Origin of the sequence: Rhodococcus sp. NCIMB 12038, assembly GCF_002165735.1 — a bacterium.
Classification (GTDB): Bacteria; Actinomycetota; Actinomycetes; order Mycobacteriales; family Mycobacteriaceae; genus Rhodococcus_F.
In genome coordinates this window covers 287890-304314 of sequence record NZ_NHML01000008.1, presented here as the reverse complement: position 1 = coordinate 304314, position 16425 = coordinate 287890, and the positions used below count along the sequence as shown (strand labels likewise).

Annotated in this window: 19 protein-coding genes and 2 pseudogenes; 12 read left to right on the top strand and 9 right to left on the bottom strand. The window is 67.2% G+C overall.

What is annotated here, in order from left to right; all coding sequences use genetic code 11:
* Positions 1-31: 31 nt before the first annotated feature.
* A pseudogene (locus CA951_RS14745) lies at positions 32-929 on the bottom strand (VOC family protein).
* A 104-nt stretch (positions 930-1033) separates the two neighbouring features.
* Between CA951_RS14745 and CA951_RS14740 the strand changes: the two are divergent.
* Positions 1034-1399 (top strand): MmcQ/YjbR family DNA-binding protein, encoded by a 366-nt coding sequence (locus CA951_RS14740; protein ID WP_087557581.1) that lies wholly within the window; start codon positions 1034-1036, stop codon positions 1397-1399.
* A gap of 160 nt (positions 1400-1559) precedes the next feature.
* Complete coding sequence (locus tag CA951_RS14735; RefSeq protein ID WP_256973703.1) at positions 1560-2963, top strand: CHASE3 domain-containing protein; 1404 nt, start codon at positions 1560-1562, stop codon at positions 2961-2963.
* A 9-nt stretch (positions 2964-2972) separates the two neighbouring features.
* Here the strand turns inward: CA951_RS14735 and CA951_RS44235 are convergent.
* Positions 2973-3421 (bottom strand): annotated as a pseudogene (locus CA951_RS44235) (DUF5990 family protein).
* Positions 3422-3640: 219 nt separating this feature from the next.
* Between CA951_RS44235 and CA951_RS14725 the strand changes: the two are divergent.
* From CA951_RS14725 to CA951_RS14715, 3 genes are all read left to right on the top strand, one after another.
* Positions 3641-4084 carry a DoxX family protein gene (locus CA951_RS14725; RefSeq protein ID WP_087557514.1) on the top strand — a complete coding sequence of 148 codons (444 nt, stop codon included), beginning with the start codon at positions 3641-3643 and terminating at the stop codon, positions 4082-4084.
* Between the two features lie 81 nt (positions 4085-4165).
* Entirely contained in the window at positions 4166-4924 is a 759-nt protein-coding gene (locus tag CA951_RS14720) for a haloacid dehalogenase type II (RefSeq protein WP_087557513.1), read from the top strand.
* Between the two features lie 76 nt (positions 4925-5000).
* Positions 5001-5414 (top strand): hypothetical protein, encoded by a 414-nt coding sequence (locus CA951_RS14715; RefSeq protein WP_087557512.1) that lies wholly within the window; start codon positions 5001-5003, stop codon positions 5412-5414.
* Positions 5415-5422: 8 nt separating this feature from the next.
* Here CA951_RS14715 and CA951_RS14710 read toward each other — a convergent pair whose 3' ends face one another.
* Both CA951_RS14710 and CA951_RS14705 read right to left on the bottom strand, forming a co-directional pair.
* A complete protein-coding gene (locus CA951_RS14710) occupies positions 5423-6409 on the bottom strand; it encodes a glutamate ABC transporter substrate-binding protein (protein ID WP_087557511.1) in 987 nt (328 codons plus the stop codon).
* Positions 6409-7773 carry a hypothetical protein gene (locus CA951_RS14705; RefSeq protein ID WP_087557510.1) on the bottom strand — a complete coding sequence of 455 codons (1365 nt, stop codon included), beginning with the start codon at positions 7771-7773 and terminating at the stop codon, positions 6409-6411. The genes CA951_RS14710 and CA951_RS14705 overlap by 1 nt, the downstream gene beginning before the upstream one ends.
* A gap of 137 nt (positions 7774-7910) precedes the next feature.
* Between CA951_RS14705 and CA951_RS14700 the strand changes: the two genes are divergently transcribed.
* Entirely contained in the window at positions 7911-9014 is a 1104-nt protein-coding gene (locus CA951_RS14700; RefSeq protein ID WP_256973665.1) for a substrate-binding domain-containing protein, read from the top strand.
* Positions 9015-9027: 13 nt separating this feature from the next.
* On the opposite strand, the gene CA951_RS14695 is transcribed toward CA951_RS14700, so the two are convergent.
* Complete coding sequence (locus tag CA951_RS14695) at positions 9028-9447, bottom strand: nuclear transport factor 2 family protein (RefSeq protein ID WP_087557509.1); 420 nt, start codon at positions 9445-9447, stop codon at positions 9028-9030.
* A gap of 126 nt (positions 9448-9573) precedes the next feature.
* On the opposite strand from CA951_RS14695, the gene CA951_RS14690 reads away from it, so the two are divergent.
* The gene (locus CA951_RS14690; RefSeq protein ID WP_087557578.1) at positions 9574-10188 is read left to right on the top strand and encodes a bifunctional 2-polyprenyl-6-hydroxyphenol methylase/3-demethylubiquinol 3-O-methyltransferase UbiG; all 615 of its coding nucleotides are present in this window, start codon (positions 9574-9576) and stop codon (positions 10186-10188) included.
* On the opposite strand, the gene CA951_RS14685 is transcribed toward CA951_RS14690, so the two are convergent.
* Entirely contained in the window at positions 10139-10888 is a 750-nt protein-coding gene (locus CA951_RS14685; protein WP_087557508.1) for a TioE family transcriptional regulator, read from the bottom strand. The two genes, CA951_RS14690 and CA951_RS14685, sit on opposite strands and share 50 nt — an antisense overlap.
* Positions 10889-10965: 77 nt before the next feature.
* Between CA951_RS14685 and CA951_RS14680 the strand changes: the two genes are divergently transcribed.
* Positions 10966-11448, top strand: coding sequence for a DUF6194 family protein (locus tag CA951_RS14680; RefSeq protein ID WP_087557507.1), 483 nt, complete (start codon positions 10966-10968; stop codon positions 11446-11448).
* On the opposite strand, the gene CA951_RS14675 is transcribed toward CA951_RS14680, so the two are convergent.
* A complete protein-coding gene (locus CA951_RS14675) occupies positions 11439-11723 on the bottom strand; it encodes a hypothetical protein (protein WP_256973664.1) in 285 nt (94 codons plus the stop codon). The genes CA951_RS14680 and CA951_RS14675 overlap by 10 nt on opposite strands.
* 309 nt (positions 11724-12032) lie before the next feature.
* Between CA951_RS14675 and CA951_RS14670 the strand changes: the two genes are divergently transcribed.
* Entirely contained in the window at positions 12033-12842 is an 810-nt protein-coding gene (locus CA951_RS14670) for an alpha/beta fold hydrolase (protein WP_087557505.1), read from the top strand.
* Between the two features lie 14 nt (positions 12843-12856).
* Here CA951_RS14670 and CA951_RS14665 read toward each other — a convergent pair whose 3' ends face one another.
* On the bottom strand, positions 12857-13891 hold the full coding sequence (locus CA951_RS14665) for a Gfo/Idh/MocA family oxidoreductase (protein WP_087557504.1): 1035 nt from the start codon (positions 13889-13891) through the stop codon (positions 12857-12859).
* 129 nt (positions 13892-14020) lie between these two features.
* On the opposite strand from CA951_RS14665, the gene CA951_RS14660 reads away from it, so the two are divergent.
* From CA951_RS14660 to CA951_RS14650, 3 genes are all read left to right on the top strand, one after another.
* Positions 14021-14608: a hypothetical protein gene (locus tag CA951_RS14660; RefSeq protein WP_087557503.1), complete on the top strand. Its 588-nt coding sequence runs from the start codon at positions 14021-14023 to the stop codon at positions 14606-14608.
* Positions 14605-15126, top strand: a complete 522-nt coding sequence (locus CA951_RS14655; RefSeq protein ID WP_087557502.1) for a hypothetical protein — start codon at positions 14605-14607, stop codon at positions 15124-15126. Before CA951_RS14660 ends, CA951_RS14655 begins: the two co-directional genes overlap by 4 nt.
* A 95-nt stretch (positions 15127-15221) precedes the next feature.
* On the top strand, positions 15222-15884 hold the full coding sequence (locus tag CA951_RS14650; RefSeq protein WP_256973660.1) for a class I SAM-dependent methyltransferase: 663 nt from the start codon (positions 15222-15224) through the stop codon (positions 15882-15884).
* A 21-nt stretch (positions 15885-15905) separates the two neighbouring features.
* Here the strand turns inward: CA951_RS14650 and CA951_RS14645 are convergent, their stop codons facing one another.
* Positions 15906-16226 carry a hypothetical protein gene (locus tag CA951_RS14645; RefSeq protein ID WP_087557500.1) on the bottom strand — a complete coding sequence of 107 codons (321 nt, stop codon included), beginning with the start codon at positions 16224-16226 and terminating at the stop codon, positions 15906-15908.
* Positions 16227-16425 lie beyond the last annotated feature (199 nt).

Genomic DNA, 16425 nt, shown 5'->3' with positions numbered 1-16425 from the left:
TCCGAGATTCCATCCGATTCGGCTCTTCCTGTCACCCCTTCGCCGAATGGGCTCCGGTCATGACGGCGGCGAGGTCGTCCGGTTCGAGGAACGACGCGGGCGGCGGCGGTCTCCAGGCGTAGAGGCCCTACAGTCCGTGCAGCACCTCCGGGGACCAGAGTTCGTCCTCGGGGACGGTGTCCATGTCTGAGTAGTACTCGGAGAAGTTCCCGGCCGGGTCCTCGAGATACCAGAAGAAGTTCGCGCCGGCATAGTAGCGGCCGAGTCCCCAGATGTGGCGTTCGGGGTTGCCGTCGAGCATGGTGTGGGCGCCGCGGCCGACCTCGTCGATGTCGTCGACCTGCCAACTGGTGTGGTGCATGAAGTTCACCGGTGCGGCCATGACGAGGACGTTGTGGTGTTCGACGGAGCAGCGCAGGAACGCGGCCTTGTCGCCCATGTAGTCGCTGACCTTGAATCCGAGACCGTCGGTGAAGAACGTCATGGTGGTCTCGAGGTCGGTGGACCCGATCACCGCGTGGCCGAGTTTTCGGGGGCGTACCGGGTCGGTGCGGGTGAGGAACGGGGCCCGCCCCCAGCGATCGATCCGGCCCGGTCCGTTGTACGGCGTCGGCGACACCGCGGGCTCGATCACGATCCGGGGTCGCACCTCCACCCGCACCACCGTGCCGGTGACCGGTTCGACGGCGCTGACGGAGGTGCCGTCGTGCTGGATCGCCACACCGAGCCTGGTCAGCCGCGCGGTGATGGCGGTGATGTCGTCGGGGTCGTCGGCGGCGACGGTCAGCTCGACCAGCGGCCGGGTGGGCGCGTGCACGATCGCGAGTTGTTCGCCGCCGTTGCGGGTGGCGAACACACCCTTTCCGCCATGTCGAGCCCGAGTCGGCGTAGTAGGCGATGGTCGAGGCCGGGCGCACCCACGGCCTGATGACCCTGTGCGGAAGCGTCCCGGATCCGGAGCATTTATGGTTGTGAGGTGGGAACCAGCAGGCGGGCGGCACGGGTCGACGACGTGCACGAATTGGCTCTCGGCATGCCGCACGCCACCGTCACCCACGGCCCCGGCGACAATCCCGTCTACCAGGTCGGGGGCAAGTCGTTCGTGTTTTTCCGCAATCCCCGACCCGATGCGACGGACCCCGACACCGGGGAACGCTACGACGACGTGATCGTGTTCTGGGTGCCGTCCGAAGCCGACAAGCAGGCGCTGGTCCGTGACCGCGCGACACCGTTCTTCACCACCCCACACTTCGACGGCCACCTGTCGGTGCTCTTGCGGGGGAGCCGTATCGGTGAGTTGTCCCGGCAAGAATTGGCGGAGCTCGTTCAGGATGCGTGGCTCTCGCGCGCGTCGGCGCGCAGACAAGCGACCTGGCTCGGAACACACCCTCCCGGGTGACCCAGGATCCGGCGTCGATCGGACTGTGCAATCGGTTCCGCCGCGTAGGTCGGGCGCAATAGTGTGGAAACCGGCGGGGTCGGCCGTCCAGGCACCCGATCCCGCGTCCGGATCGGGTGAGAGGCTGACCATGTCGGGTCGGACTGCGAATGCCAGGCGGATGTCGTTGCGGACGTTGCTGTGGCTGGCGATCGGGATCCTCGTGGCCCTGTTCGCCGTTTCCGCCGCGGTTTCCGTGTACGGGAGACTGGTGGTTCGTGCGTCCGAGAACGTGCTCTCCGAGCGCCTCCTGCCCGCGCAGAATGCCGTGTCGGATCTGACGACCGCCTATGTGGACCAGGAGACCGGGCAGCGCGGTTACGTGCTGACCGGTGATCCCAGTTTCCTCGAACCGTACGACGCAGGCAGGGACGCCGCGGCCGCGTCCCTGTCGGATCTGAACGCGCTGCTTGCCGGCGACGCCAAGGCTTCGGCAACGCTGGACGCGGTCGTCGAGGCGGCGAACACCTGGACCGCTCAGGCCAGTGAGCCGGAGATCCTCGCTCGTCGCAATAACGAGATAGCGGACGAGCAGGTCGTGGCCATGACTGCCACGGGCAAGGAATTGTTCGACGGGCTGCGCTCACAGCTTCAGGACCTCGATGCCCTGACGGATGAACGGGTGACCGAACAGGTCGATCGGGTTCGCTCGGCGCAGGTCTTGGCAAATGTCGCGACCGCCGTCGCGTTCGTTCTCGCGATCGGCACCGCGATAGCCGCCCTCTATCTGACGCGACGATTGCTGACCCGGCCGATCGATCGTCTCGTCGCCGATATCGGCGCGGTGGCCGAGGGCGACTACGAGCGGGAAATCGGCACCGACGGGCCGAGGGAAGTCTCGATGATCGGCGGCGCCGTCGACACCATGCGGACCAGTCTGCTCACCCAGAACCGGCTCCTCGTGCGGGCGGAACACGAACGAACCCGCCACGACGAACAGACCCGGATGGCGGCTGATCTGCACGACCTGACAATTCAGCGCGTGTTCGGGCTCGGGCTTGCATTGACCTCCCTGGCTCGACGGCATCCCCGCCTCGCCACGGATCTGGATCCGCTGATCGACGAAACCGACAGCATCGTTCGCGGATTGCGGGCGGTCATCTTCGACCTTCAGATCGGTGCGACCGGGCTGTCGAACGGGACCGCGAGTTTGAGTGCCGCGGTCGGTGAGATCGTCGAGAGCAGTACGGCCGCACTCGGTTTCACTCCCGACGTATGCCTGGACGGGCCGGTCGACCAGTTCTCGGGCCACGACGCCGATCCGGAACTTCAGGCGGTGCTGCGCGAGGCCCTGAGCAACGTTGCCCGGCACGCCCATGCGACGTCGTGCCGTGTCCTGGTCGCCGCCGACGACGACCGTCTGGCGCTGAGCGTGACCGACGACGGTACCGGCATGGGCGCGGACGTCGTCCGGGGGCACGGGCTGGCGAACATCTGCAACCGAGCCGCGCAACTCGGCGGTCGTGCTGTCATCCGCGACGGCGCGCCGGGGACAGTGGTCGAGTGGGAAGTGCCCGCGTCCTGATTGCGATGGCTAGGCAGACCACTCGACCAACGGTGGACGCACTGCAGCGCACAGGGGGTCCCGCGGGCGTCGGTGAGTCCGAGTCGCGCGGTGATGCGTCCGGCCGCCGCCGCCGCGTCCGCGGTGGCCCGATCCACCCCGTCCCATATCAACTTCGCCCGCCGGAACATGTCGAATCCACCGTCTTCGGCGACTGACCCCCACGACAGGTAGACGAAGCGCCCGCCGGGACGGCCCTGTACGTACGGCCCGGTGATGTCGAGACCTGTCGGCGTCGGGGTCGTCTTGCACTCGAGAACCCAGCGGGCGGTGGTCGCGTCCCCGGGATGCAGGTCGAGAAGATCGCCGGGAGCGCCACGGCGCTGCACGGCCACATGGATGTTGTCGTAGCCGGGGAAATCGGCCCCCGGCGGGCACGACGATCCGGGAAGCTCGGTCGCCTCGATCACGAGTTGCACCAGTCCATCCAACCACCCGTGAGAACCTCTGTGCGGGCGGTCGAAGAGTGGATGGCGCACCAAGTTCGCCCCGCTGCGGTGAGTTTTCCCGTCACCTCCGGTCTGTACTGGTGTGAGGACCCACGAAGCGTGTTGGAGCGGACAATATGCCGCGCTTCACCGACGGCAGGCATTTCAGGCCGGCGGTCTGCAGCTTCCTGAACAACAAGGAGAAATCTCATGACCACGACACCTCCCGCCACCGGAGCGTCCGACGCGACATCCGCGCGCACGGACGGAACGACGAAGAAGGCCCGCGTCGCGGGGCTGATCGTCAGCGCACTGGCGGTGCTGTTTCTCCTGTTCGACTCGCTCATCCACATCGCGAACACCCAGATGGTGCGTGAGGCGATGGCCGACCTGGGCTTCGCCGAGAACCTCAACCGCGTGATCGGGGTCGTTCTGCTGGTGTGCCTGATTCTCTACATCGTGCCCGTCACCTCGATCCTGGGTGCCGTGCTGCTCACCGGATACCTCGGTGGAGCCGTCGCTACCAACATGCTCACCGAGCAGCCGATCGTCAGTACCACCCTGTTCCCGATCTATGTGGGCATATTCGTGTGGGGCGGGCTATACCTCCGTGACCCGCTGGTGCGTTCGATCATGCCCGTTCGACGCGCCTGAACCATCCGCGCGGCGACTCGCGACGACGAGTCGCCGCGCCTATTCTGGTGCGACGTCGTGTGTTCGAGCGAAGGGCGCCTCATGGGTGGTGTGCGGTTCCGGTCCCCGTCGACGGGACGCAGTATTCGTGCCGTGCTGTTCGATACGTTCGGCACCGTCGTCGACTGGCGCACCGATATCGCCTCCGCGGTGGCGGGCTACGCGGAACGCCATCGGCTCGAGTTGGACGCAACCGCGTTCGCCGACCGGTGGCGGGACCGCTACCAGCCGTCCATGGAACCCATCCGGTCCGGTGCCCGCGAGTTCGTGACGCCCGATACCCTGCACCGCGAAAACCTCGACGCCGCGCTCCTCGAATCGGGCATCGACCCCACGGATCACGACATCGGAGAGCTGGACCAGCTCTCGCGCACATGGCACGAGCTCACTCCGTGGCCCGACAGCGTGCCCGGTCTCACCGCAATCCGGTCCGACTACATCATCGGTCCGCTCTCGAACGGCAACACTTCTCTGCTGCTCGACATGGCGAAGAATGCCGGAATCCCGTGGGATGTCATCATCGGCTCCGATATAAATCGGATCTACAAGCCGCATCCCCGGGCCTATCTGCACACCGCACAATTTCTCGGCCTCAACCCCGGCGAAGTCATGCTCGCGGCCGCACACAACGGCGACCTCGAGGCCGCGCAGGCTGCGGGACTGGCGACAGCGTTCATTCTCCGGCCCCTCGAACACGGACCCGACCAGACCACCGATCTCGCGCCCACGGGTAGCTGGGACATTTCGGCGACCGGTATCACCGATCTCGCAGTACAGCTCGGCTCGGCATCGCCCGGGTAATTCGGCACGTGTCAGGTAATCCTTGACGTCCATGCCAGCAGCTGTCAGGCTTGTCCTGACAGAATGGGAGATCGACATGGAACTCGTCGAACGTGCCATCAGTGCCGATATCGACGCCGCCGCACGCGCCGTGATCACGGCTGCGGCAGCCGAAGCGAGCCGTTACGCCGACGAAATCATCGGCACCGGGCCGCTTCCCGGCACGGCGGAATGGGATGCCGAGCAGAACACGGACATTCCGAACCAGCGCACCCTGGCCTGGCATCTGTTGAGTCTTCGCATCCAGCTGGCCGCCGGGCTGGACGGCATCGAAACCGTTCTCGGACTGCGCTTTCAGGGCGCGACGTGGGCAACGATCGGGAAGGCCGCCGGAATGACCCGACAGTCCGCGCACGAGCGATGGGGCGCCCGCACGACAGCCCTGCTCGACCCGATGGGGACCGGCCTTCCGCAGACAGTTGCCGACGATGATCCCGAGGTCGCCCGGTAATTGCGGCTTCAGTCCCGGTACTCCGGGGACGGCGGTGCGGGCGCCGGGCCGAGCGGCGACAGCCAGCGATCGTAGAGGGCAGTCCAGGTTCCGTCGGTGCGCACTCGCTCCAAGGTGCCGTTGACGAACCGGACGAGATCGTCGTTGCCGGGCGCGAGGGCGATGGCGTACCGGGCGGAATCGGAATCGGGACCGACGATGTCGAGATTCGGATCCTGGGCGACGATTCCGGCGAGGTGGGCAGCACCCACTACGGCGTCGACCTGCCGTTGCTGGATGGCCATGAGGCAGTCGTCCCAGTCGGCTACGGCAAGGATCGTGGCTTTGGGGGCGATGCGCGACAGCGCCGACACGGACGCCGGATCGTCGTGCGTGCAGACCCGTCGCCGCGCCAGGTCCGCGGGTTCGGATATCCCGGATCCGTCGCGCACGACGAGCCGACGGGGCGTCTCCAGATACACCGTGGAGAAGGCCAGATCCTGTGGGCTCTCACAGGGCAGTGCCACCGGGCGCACGATCAGGTCCGCGTCCCGATGCGCGAGCATGGCGGCGCCGTCGTCGGAACCGAGTGGCCGGAATTCGACCTTGGTGGGGTCGCCGAGCAGGTCACGGGCGACCTCCCGCGCGAGGTCGACGCCGAAGCCGGTGAGGGTGCCGGTAGTCGGATCGCGGAAGCTGAACAGGTTGGTGTTCTGATCGACGGCGACGACCAGGGTTCCGCGGGCCCGGATCTCGTCGAGAGTGCCGCCGACGCCGGCAATCCCTGGACGAAGGCTCGCCGTCGGTGTGCAGGACGCGGGCTCCGCGGGTGGCGGTGATTCGGCCGGTTCGATGATCCGGGCGCCGACCGACACGGGAAACTCCGTGAAGTCTCCGGAGAACATCGGGGTGGGTGCATCGGGTGCCCCGCAACCGGCGATCAGCACACTTCCGATCGCGAGGCTCCCGATCAGCCGAGAGAGCCCCGGTCGCCGTGAACGGAAAGGTCGCACCATCAGTGATACTCACTCACCCTGGGCTCGATCCCCGCGATCACGGCGAGCGCAGCGGAAACGGCGAGCACGACGGCGCCCACGGCGAGCGCCGCCATCGTCCGGTACGACTCACGCATCGCGTCGAGTTCCTCGGCACGCAGCGCGATGATGGCATCTTCGAGCGATTCGTCGAGCGCCCGGAACTGGGCCGTCGACGCCGTCGATCCCGGGCCGACCGCAACGTCCGCCGCACCCTGGTAGTCGCCGGCCGCAAGCTTGCGCTGCAGTTCACCGTGCGCGCTCCGCCACCCCTCGAACGCAGCGGACGCATCGTCGATCGCCGGCACGTCGACGGCGTCCGGTGATGCGTCCGAGTTCAGAATCGAGGTGAGGGCGTCCGTGTGCCGGGTGTAGTCGCTGCCCGCCGGATCGAAACCCGGCCGGAGCAGTCCGAGCGTCTCGTCCGCGCGGGCCTGCTGCGCGAGGATCCGCGCCTTCGTGACCGCCGCGAGAGGCTCGGCGCCGTCGATCCGCGCGCGTTCGCTCGCCCACGTCGACAACAGTCCCGCGACCACGATCCACACCACGAGCGCAGCGAGCAGGACCGCCGCGCACGCAAGCCCCGGATTGACCCGACGGCGACTTCGATGCGCCACGTAGACGTGCGCGACGCCGAGGACGACGACCCCCGCCGACGCGACCACGATGGCGGTGACGGGCAGTCGCGCGGTGTGGGACTGGGTGTCGGCGACCGCACCGGCCTGATCGTTGTAGAGACGTTCGGCCAGCGGCAGGATGGTGTCCTGCATCAGTGCCGACGCGGTTCCCAGGTACGCCACCCCGACCGGATTTCCGGCGGAGTCGTTGGACCGTGCGGTTGCCACCAGATCCGTGTACACGGCGAGGTGCCGCGACATCTCGGTGAGCAGGCGCAGCGAGTCCACATCACCGGAGGTGACGCCGTACGACGCGGTGACGAGTGCGTTCGACGCGTCGCCGATCGCCTGGTTGTACCGGTCGCGGACCGCGAGCGGTTCGATGGCGCCCGCGATGAACGACGACGTCGCCGCCGCGTCGGCGATCGACAGCGAGCTGAACAGATTCTGTGCGGCGTCGGCCAGCGGTTCCGTATGGGCGCGAAGGGTTTCCATTCGCTGCTGCCGTGCGTTGATCACGGCGGACGTCACCACACCGGCCGTCAGCGCCACCGCGACGAGGACGACAGCGAGGACGGACAGACGCCCCGGCGTCGACTCCAGAAATTCGCGCCACGGGCGTCGGCGGATGTCGGGTTCGACGAGCAGGGATTCCTTCAGGAGGTGCTCGTCCGCCGGCGAAGTGTCACGCTCTTCGCTGGATACGGTGCCGCGGTCCTGGTCGAACACCCTCTCCTCCTCATCCCTGCACTCAGTGTGCGCCGATCGGTGCCGGAAAACACCGAAAGCATCGACGAGCACGCGTAGCAGCCCGCGCCCGCGGGTATGTCCACACCAGGCATAATCAGCCTGGAGGTCCTCGGATCATGAAGACGAGCGTCGTGAACGCAAAAGTGCGCGCGTTCGGTGTCGCGGCCTCGGTCGCCGCGATGGTGCTCGGGGCGTGCGCGGCCCCGCCGCCAGGCGACAACGGGGCGAAGAAGGTCTATTTCTTCCTGCCGAACACCACGACCACACGGTTCATGGAGCGCGACGAACCCTTGTTCACCGACTTCCTCGAACTGTTCGCGCCCAAGGCCACCGTCACGGTCCGCAACGCCGAGGGCGATCCCGACCGACAGCAGAGCCAGGTCGAGTCGGCGATCGACGACGGCGCGTCAGTGCTCGTGCTGATCTCCGCGGACGCGAGATTCTCGGGAGGAGCGTTGACCGCCGCCGCCGACGCGAACGTTCCGGTGGTGCTCTACGACCACGACGCGGTCGGCGGACCGGCGGAGGTTCAGGTGATCTTCGATCCGCTCGAGGTCGGACGACGACAGGGGAGTCGCGCCGCGGATCTGATCGCCGCGATGCCCGGCGACGGTCTGAAGGTCGCCAGGGTGCAGGGCAATCTGGGTGAGTACGGAACCCGCCAGTTTCTGCTCGGTCAAAACGAGTATCTGCAACCGCTCATCGACCGCGGCAAGATCCGCGTGGTCTGCGAGACCACGATCGACGACTGGGACCCGGCCGAAGGTCAGGCATTCGCGGACGAATGCCTGACCCGGGAGAACAACGACATCGACCTGTTCGTCACCATGAACGACGACCTGGCGGGCGGAATCGTCGCCTCCCTGGCCAGCCGTGGGCTGGCCGGACGGATACCGGTCACCGGGGGACAGGATGCCAATCTCGGTGCGCTGCAACTCATCGCACAGGGCTCCCTCGACAACACGATCTTCAAGAACCTGTCCGACCAGGCGAAGGTCGCCGCGCAGCTGACCACGTCGATCCTGCACGGCCAGGACCTACCCGACAACATGATCAACGGCACGATCGACAATCAGTACATGGCGGTACCGACGGTCTTCCTGCCCGTGCAGAACATCACGAAGGACAATCTCCACGTGGTGGTCAACTCCGGTTTCTACACCTGGCAGCAGATCTGCGCACCGGATCCGGACTCCGCGGTGTGCCGGGAGCACGACTGAGCCGTACGACCGGTCAGCGGGGCGCGATGACACTCCGATCGCCGATTTCGGCGCGCACGTCGATCTCCCGCCCGGACAGCAACCAGCCCGACGGGCCGCGCCGCCACTCGTCCCGGTATTCGCCGAGGCATTCGTACGTCGCGCCGGCGCGGTCGCCGAGGCCGACGTGAAAGGCCCGGAAATACGACGTCGTGCGTGCCGTGTCGCCGTCGAGGTCGATGCGGATGTTGCCGAGCAGGTGCTGGGTGGCGCCGCAGACGTCGAGGTGGGAGCGGACACGCGCGACCACGTCGGCAGGCCCCGTCCGGCCGTAGGCCACGGTGTCGTCGGTGAGGGCCGCGGCGAACCCCGGCCAGTCCTTCGTGTCGAGCAGGATTGCCACGACATGCAGTCGGTCGGTGATCTGGACACGGTCTGGAAGGGACTCGGGCATGGCTCGATACTCCCCGGAGGCTTCGCCGGGAGGGCCCGGGCGTCCCGGTGACCGAGACGTTTCGCGAGATCCGGGTTCGCTACGGTGGCAGTGGCCCGAACGGGCCTGATCGAGGAGGAATCGACAATGAGCGAGCGCACCCCCAGCCGGTGGGAGGAGATCACCGCGGCCGATCCGGGGCATTCGACGTGGTATGTCGAACGGTTCCGTGCGATGGAGGCGAAGGGCCAGGACATCGTGGGCGAGGCCCGGCTGGTCGATGCGATGCTGAGCCGTGGCGGCCGGGTTCTCGATGCGGGGTGCGGACTGGGCCGGCTCGGTGGCCATCTGCACGATGCAGGTCATGCCGTGGTCGGGGTCGATGTCGATCCGGTGCTGATCGGCGTCGCGGAGGAGGATCACCCCGGCCCGACGTGGCTGGTCGGTGACCTCGCGGAGTTGGATCTGCCCTCCCGCGGCGTCGCGGCCGATTTCGACGTGATCGTGTGTGCGGGCAACGTGATGACCTTCCTGGCGCCGTCGACCCGGGAGTCGGTGCTGGCGGGATTCGCTGCTCATCTCGCTCCGGCCGGCCGGGTGATCGTCGGATTCGGCGCCGACCGGGGCTACGAGTTCCCACACTTCCTCGCGGACGCCGCAGCCACTGGTCTGAGGGCGGATCTGCTGCTCTCGACGTGGGATCTGCGTCCGTTCACCGACGACTCCGACTTTCTGGTGGCGGTGCTGTCGCGCGCGGACTGACATCGGACGGTGGTAGAAGCCCGGCGAGCGCGGCGGTTGCGTCGACCAGGGCCCTGGAGCGGGTCGTCAGGGTCTCGTCGCGGATGGCGAGTGCGGCGCCGATGTCGCCCGATCCGGGTGGGCGCCGCAGTTGTGCCATCACGGCGCGGAGGGGTGCGATGCGGTAGCCGGCTTTGCGTAACTGGTGCACGATGCGGGCGTCGCGGACCTGGGACGGGGAGTATCGGCGCGCTCCTGTGGGTGCGTTCCGATCAGGGATGACGAGTCCCTCTGTGTCCCAGTGTCGCAACGTGGACAAGCGGACGCCGAGCGCGGCGGCGAGTTCGGCCACGCCCATCCAGTCGGATGCCCGCACGTCGTCGATCGGCTCGGTGGAGATCACCGCGGCAGCGTTCTTCGCCAGCGCGAGTTCAGCGCGTTCGGTGTGGAGCCGGGCGTGTGCGGCGTCGAGGAGAGCGACCGTCGTCGAGGCCGGGCACGTGTGCACGCTGCGAACGATCCGTTTGGCGTCGACCGGACCGGCGGCGACGGCGAGTTCTCGATAGGCCAGCGCGCACTGCAGATGCACCTCGGTGTAGATCCGGTATCCGGTGGCTGTGCGGGTGGCGGGAGGCAGCACACCGTCGCGTTCGAGGTTGCGGATCTGCTGGACGGAGCACCCCGCACGGCGGGCCACGTCCACGGTCCGGAAATTCTGCATGTGGAGACTCGACCCCCTGTTTCTCCTGCACGTGCTCTACAAAGTCTCCACCCGAACTTCAATGAAACGCTGGAAGCATGACGATAGACGACATCATCGACTTCGTGGAAGGTCTCGACGACGTCCTCACCCTCAGGCCGGTCCCGGGCGACGGCTCGCCGGAGGTCAGCTGGGGCGACACCTTCTTCTACTACTCACCGGATGGGGTCGTACCGACGACGACCCAGCCGTTCGCCACGATCGTCACGAAAAACTATCCGGGTGACGAAGATTCGCGGCTCGACCGTGAGGGGGCCTTCCGGGTGAACATCCACGCCGGGAAGGAGGCGTTCATCGCGGCGGTCGGCCACGCACCGCGGGAACAAGGAACCCCTGACGTCGACGCCGGCGCGCCCGACACGGTCGTCGCTCACCCCGTCTACGGCTCCGCGGCCTGGCTGGCAGTGGTTAATCCCGGTCCCCGCACCAGTGGGCTCACCCGCGAGTTGCTCTGCACGGCATACACCCTCGCCCGTACGCGGTACGAACGAAAAGCGGATACCGCGCGACGTCACATCTGATGAATTTGGCTGCTGTTCCACCCGACGAGGAGTTCGTCGAGCGTCATGCCCTGGTCTCTGCGCTCTTGCCGTTGGTCGCGTTGCCGATCATGGCGGGGGCCGTCACCGTTGTCGCCGCGGTCGCCGGGGATGGTCGGCGCGGAGACTGTCGTTGCGGGCAGTTCGGTCGCCGCCGCGACGGCGGTGGCCGCTCCGACAGGGATGACCGCGAGTGCAGCGGTGGCAACGACCGTGACGAGCCGGTTCCGCAGCGGGATTCGACGGAGAGTGTTCACTGCGCCCGAACGATTCGACGCGGGGGAAGCCTCGTGGGGAAGTGAGGTGTGCATTTCTGGTGTCCTGTCCGAATGCGTGGACCCGACGTCCACGGCTACTCGAATGGTGTCCGCGACGGCCCGGAACGTTACACCCGGCGGTCCAGGAATTCTGCAGACGTCGCGGGCCCACACCGCCTCGCTGAACTCCACACAGAAGTCCTTGTGCAGTGGAGAAGTTCTCCATGGATTGCTCCCTCGCGCTGCACTACCGTCGCAGTGACGCAGGCGGGCACCGTGCCGCTTGGCAGGAGGGCGACGGGAGACGCAGTGCCATCCATCGAATCCGGCGGGGCTCGAATCGACTACACCGTGCACGGTGACGGCGGCCGGTCGTCGTCGAACGTGATCTTGCTGGCAGGGTTCAAAGCGCCCGCCACCTCGTGGCGCTATCAGATCGCGTCGCTGATCCGGTCCGGCCACCGCGTCGTCGCCGTGGATCTTCCGGGCCACGGGACCGCTCCGGCAATGCCGCACGGAACGACGATGCAGACACGGGCCGACCACGTGCACGCGCTCCTCGACGAACTCGACCTGCAGGATGCGGCGATGATCGGTGGCTCGATGGGTGGGAACACGATCTGGTCGTATGTCGACACGTACGGCACGGGGCGGCTTCGCGCCGCGGTCGTGGTCGATCAGACCCCGACGATGCTCAACACACCGGACTGGGAATACGGGTTCTACGGTTACGGACCGGACGAGGTAGACACGTACTTTGCGGACGGAATTCCCTCGACCGGCCACGGCACCCCGATCTGGAAGCGCGGGATGCGATTGGTCCGCTTCGTCGCCGCGATGGGCCGCGTCGACTGGAAACTGTCGCAACCGGAGCTCGCTCTGTTGAACGACCACGCGAAACGCGATTGGCGTCCGGCAATCCGCTCGAGCGACCTTCCCGTGCTTTTCGTCGCCGGTTCCGAGAGCGAATTCTGGCCGTCGGCACACGCGGAGGCGGCCGCGGCACTGGCGCCGAAGGGAACGTCGATCGTTGTCCCGCGTGCGGGCCACGCGACGAACATGGAGCGACCGGATCCGGTCAACGCGGCTGTCGCCGAGTTCCTCTCCTCGGCACGCTGAGCGGCGCGCAGCGGTCAGTCGACGGGTGGCACGACGACCGTGCGGCCGGTTTCGGCGGCCTCGCGTGCCGCCGCCAGCACTGCGATGGTGCCGAGTGCGGTGCGAGCCGGAACCGGTTGCGGACCGGTACCGGCAACTGCAGCCGCGAATTCGGTGTAGTAGTCCTGATACGCACCCCGCTCCGACGGGATCGTTTCCGGACCTTCCGCTGTGTGCAGGACACCCCACCGCTCCGGTCGTTCGAGACCCCACCCGGCGGGATCGTCGACGGGCCGCGTCCCGGCGAACAGGGCCTGCGCCTGGACGTCCGTGCCGTCCGCCACATAGCTGCCGGCACTGCCGAACGCCCGCAGCCGACGTCCCTCCAGATGGTTGACCTTGGTCGACGAGACGGTCGAATAGACGCCGCTGCGGTGGGTGATGTTGACGACGAAGCCGGCGTCGGTGCGTCCCTCCGGCCGGTCGACGTAATCGAGGTGTGCGTCGACCCGGTCAGCCGGACCGAACAACCACAGCACCTGGTCGACGACGTGTGCGCCGATGTCCCGCAACAACCCACCGGTCGGGCCGGCTTCGAGGGTGTCGGCACCGTCCTGGTCGAAATGCGACTCGACCCGCCAGATGTCGCCGAGTCGCGGCAGCACCGACTTCAGCGTGCGGATGTCGGCGTCGTAGCGACGGTTGTGAAAAACACTGAGCAGTACCCCGGCTTCGTCGCCGGCGGCGATCAACTCGCGGGCCGTCGCGACATCCGGCGCGAACGGCTTGTCCGCGACCACGTGCACACCCCGCCCGACCGCCTCGAGCACGAGCTCGCGTCGCGTCTGCGGTGGAGTGGTGATCGTGACGGCGTCGACACCGGAATCGACGAGTTCGCCGAGGCTCGCGAACACCGGCACTCCGGGGAAGTCGGCGGCAGCCTGGGCGGCGCGCTCGGCGGACCGGGTCACGATGCCGCCCAGTGTGATTCCCTCGGCTGCTTCGACGAACGGCGCGTGGAAATACCGGCCACCGAGGCCGTACCCGACAATTCCAATCTTTAGGGTCATGCCGCGAGTCTATGTTAAGACATTCGAACAATCTACCGGACTGCGAAATCGACTAAGGGGTCCGCCATGGTGGCCGTTTTCGAATGAGCAGTCGGGGTACACGGTCGAGGGACGAGGAGGTCTGAGGAAATGCCTGTTTGGGGATGGATCTTGATCGCGGTGCTCGTCGTGATCGCGGTGCTGGCGATCATCGCTTCCCGCTCGATCAACAGTCGCAAGAGGACGGAACGGCTGAAAGGACGGTTCGGCCCCGAATACGAGCGGACGGTCGGTGAGGTGGGCGACCAAAGCGCCGCCGAGAAGGAGCTCGCCGCCCGCGAACGAAAGCGGGAGAAGCTCGACATCGTCGCGTTGCCACCGGAGGCGCGAGCGAAGTACGCCGATTCGTGGCGGACGGTTCAGATCGAGTTCGTCGACAACCCGTCGAGTGCGGTCGCCGCTGCGGACCGGCTCGTGATCCACGTCATGCGCGAACGTGGTTACCCGATCGACGACTTCGATCAGCGCGCGGCCGACATTTCGGTGGACCACCCGAAGGTCGTCGAGAACTACCGCACGGCGCACGGCATCTATCTCGCGCAGGAGCAGGGCGAGATCGGTACGGAGCAACAGCGGGAGGCGTTCGTGCACTACCGCGAGCTTTTCGAGAAGTTGCTCGAGACGGATGAGAACAAAGACGAGCCGAACAAGGACAAGCCGAAGGAGACACGCGCATGACAACCCCACACGGGCAACCCGAGGGCACCAGCCCGACCGGGAGTGTCGAAACGTCAGCCGAGGCCCCCGCCTCGGCGGCCGAGGGAACCGGATCACCCACGGGAACAACCGAATCTGCTCCCGAGGCCGCCGCTGCGCCGGCTGAGGCGGCCCAGCGGCCTGCGGAGGTCCCGGACTCGGCGGGGGAAGCCCGATCCGCGTCGGCTGAGGGATCCCAACCGCCCGCACAGAACGCCGACACGTCGGGCGGGCAGGCACTTTTCGCCGAGGACGAACTTTCGGTACTTCGCCTGCGCTGGGACGAGGTTCAGTCGGGCTTCGTCGACGATCCCCGAGAGTGCGTACAGAAGGCCGACGGCCTCGTCTCCGACGTCGTCGACCGGATCACGACCGGATTCTCGGAGGCGCGCTCGCGGCTCGAGGAGCAATGGGCCCGAGGTGAAGAGGGCTCCACGGAGGACCTCCGTCTCGCGCTGAAACGCTATCGCGAGTTCTTCCAGCGGCTGCTCGAACTCTGAGCGAAAGGACGAGCGGCGACAGGAGGAACGGCCGACTTTCACGCATTGCCGTGCCATGATGGGTTGGCCCGATCGGATGCGGGAAGGGGACGACGGTGCCGGAGCGATCAGGGCCTCTCGCCGACGATCCGTTCGGCGGTCGGGAACCCACGAGTCACGAGCGGATGACGGGGCTGCCCTGGGATGCGTCGTATCACGAGGGCCGTGCGCCCTGGGATATCGACGGGCCCCAGCCGGCGGTCGTGCGGGTGGCATCCGAGGGTGGATTCGCCGGAGCGGTCCTCGACGCGGGCTGCGGAACCGGCGAGAACGCTCTTCACGTCGCCGCGCTGGGACTGTCGGTTGTGGGCGTGGACGTGGCCGAGACGGCGCTGGCGATCGCCCGGGCGAAGGCCGGGGATCGTCGAATCGAGATCGAGTTCACCGCCGCCGACGCGCTCCGGCTGGAAACGCTTGAACGCAGGTTCGCGACAGTGCTGGACTGCGGGCTGTTCCACACGTTCGACGCCGGAGAGCGGCCGGGCTACGTGGCGAGTGTGGCCTCGGTGACCGAACGCGACGGGACCCTGTACGTGCTGTGCTTCCGTGACGAAGGCCCCGATACCGGCCCGCACCCCGTCACCCGGGAGGAGTTGAGCGCGGCGTTCAACCCTGGCGCCGGATGGAACATCACCGCGATCGAACCGGACCGGATTCACACGCGATTCCACGGTGACGACGGCGCGCCGGCCTGGCTCGCGACCGTCACGCGGATCTAGGCAGCGCTTTCGGGGTTGCCGTTATTCGGCGTTGCCGGTCGGGAAGTACACCGACCCGTCACTACCGACGCAGCCGCCCTGGACCGGGCCGGGTCCGAAATAGGTGCCGTTGACCGAACCGGCGCCACCGGAGGAATTCGATCCGACGCCGGCTCCCGCGACGCCGACCGCCCCGCAGGTGTAGCTGTTCGAGTCGCCCGGCTCGCTCTCCACCTGGACCTGGTTGCCGGGAGTCGTCGGATCCCCGTGCAGGTTCGGTGCGGCGGCCGCGATACCGGGTGCGGCGAAGGCGGCGAATGCAGCGGCCGCTGCGATCGCCGAGCGCACTGCGACTGTGTTCATACGAAGTCACTCTCGATTCGGTCGGCGCCCGGGTTCGGCTCGCGAGCTTCCAGGCGGGTCGTGGCACGTGGCGCATTCGTCTCACGGTAGGGACTCATTATCGTCCGTTCCACCCCAGAATCCCACCCCCCTCGGCGCGGGCAGCACATCGTCGGCGGCAGCCCTTGACATCAAGTGGACTTCAGGTTTCAGGATGGTG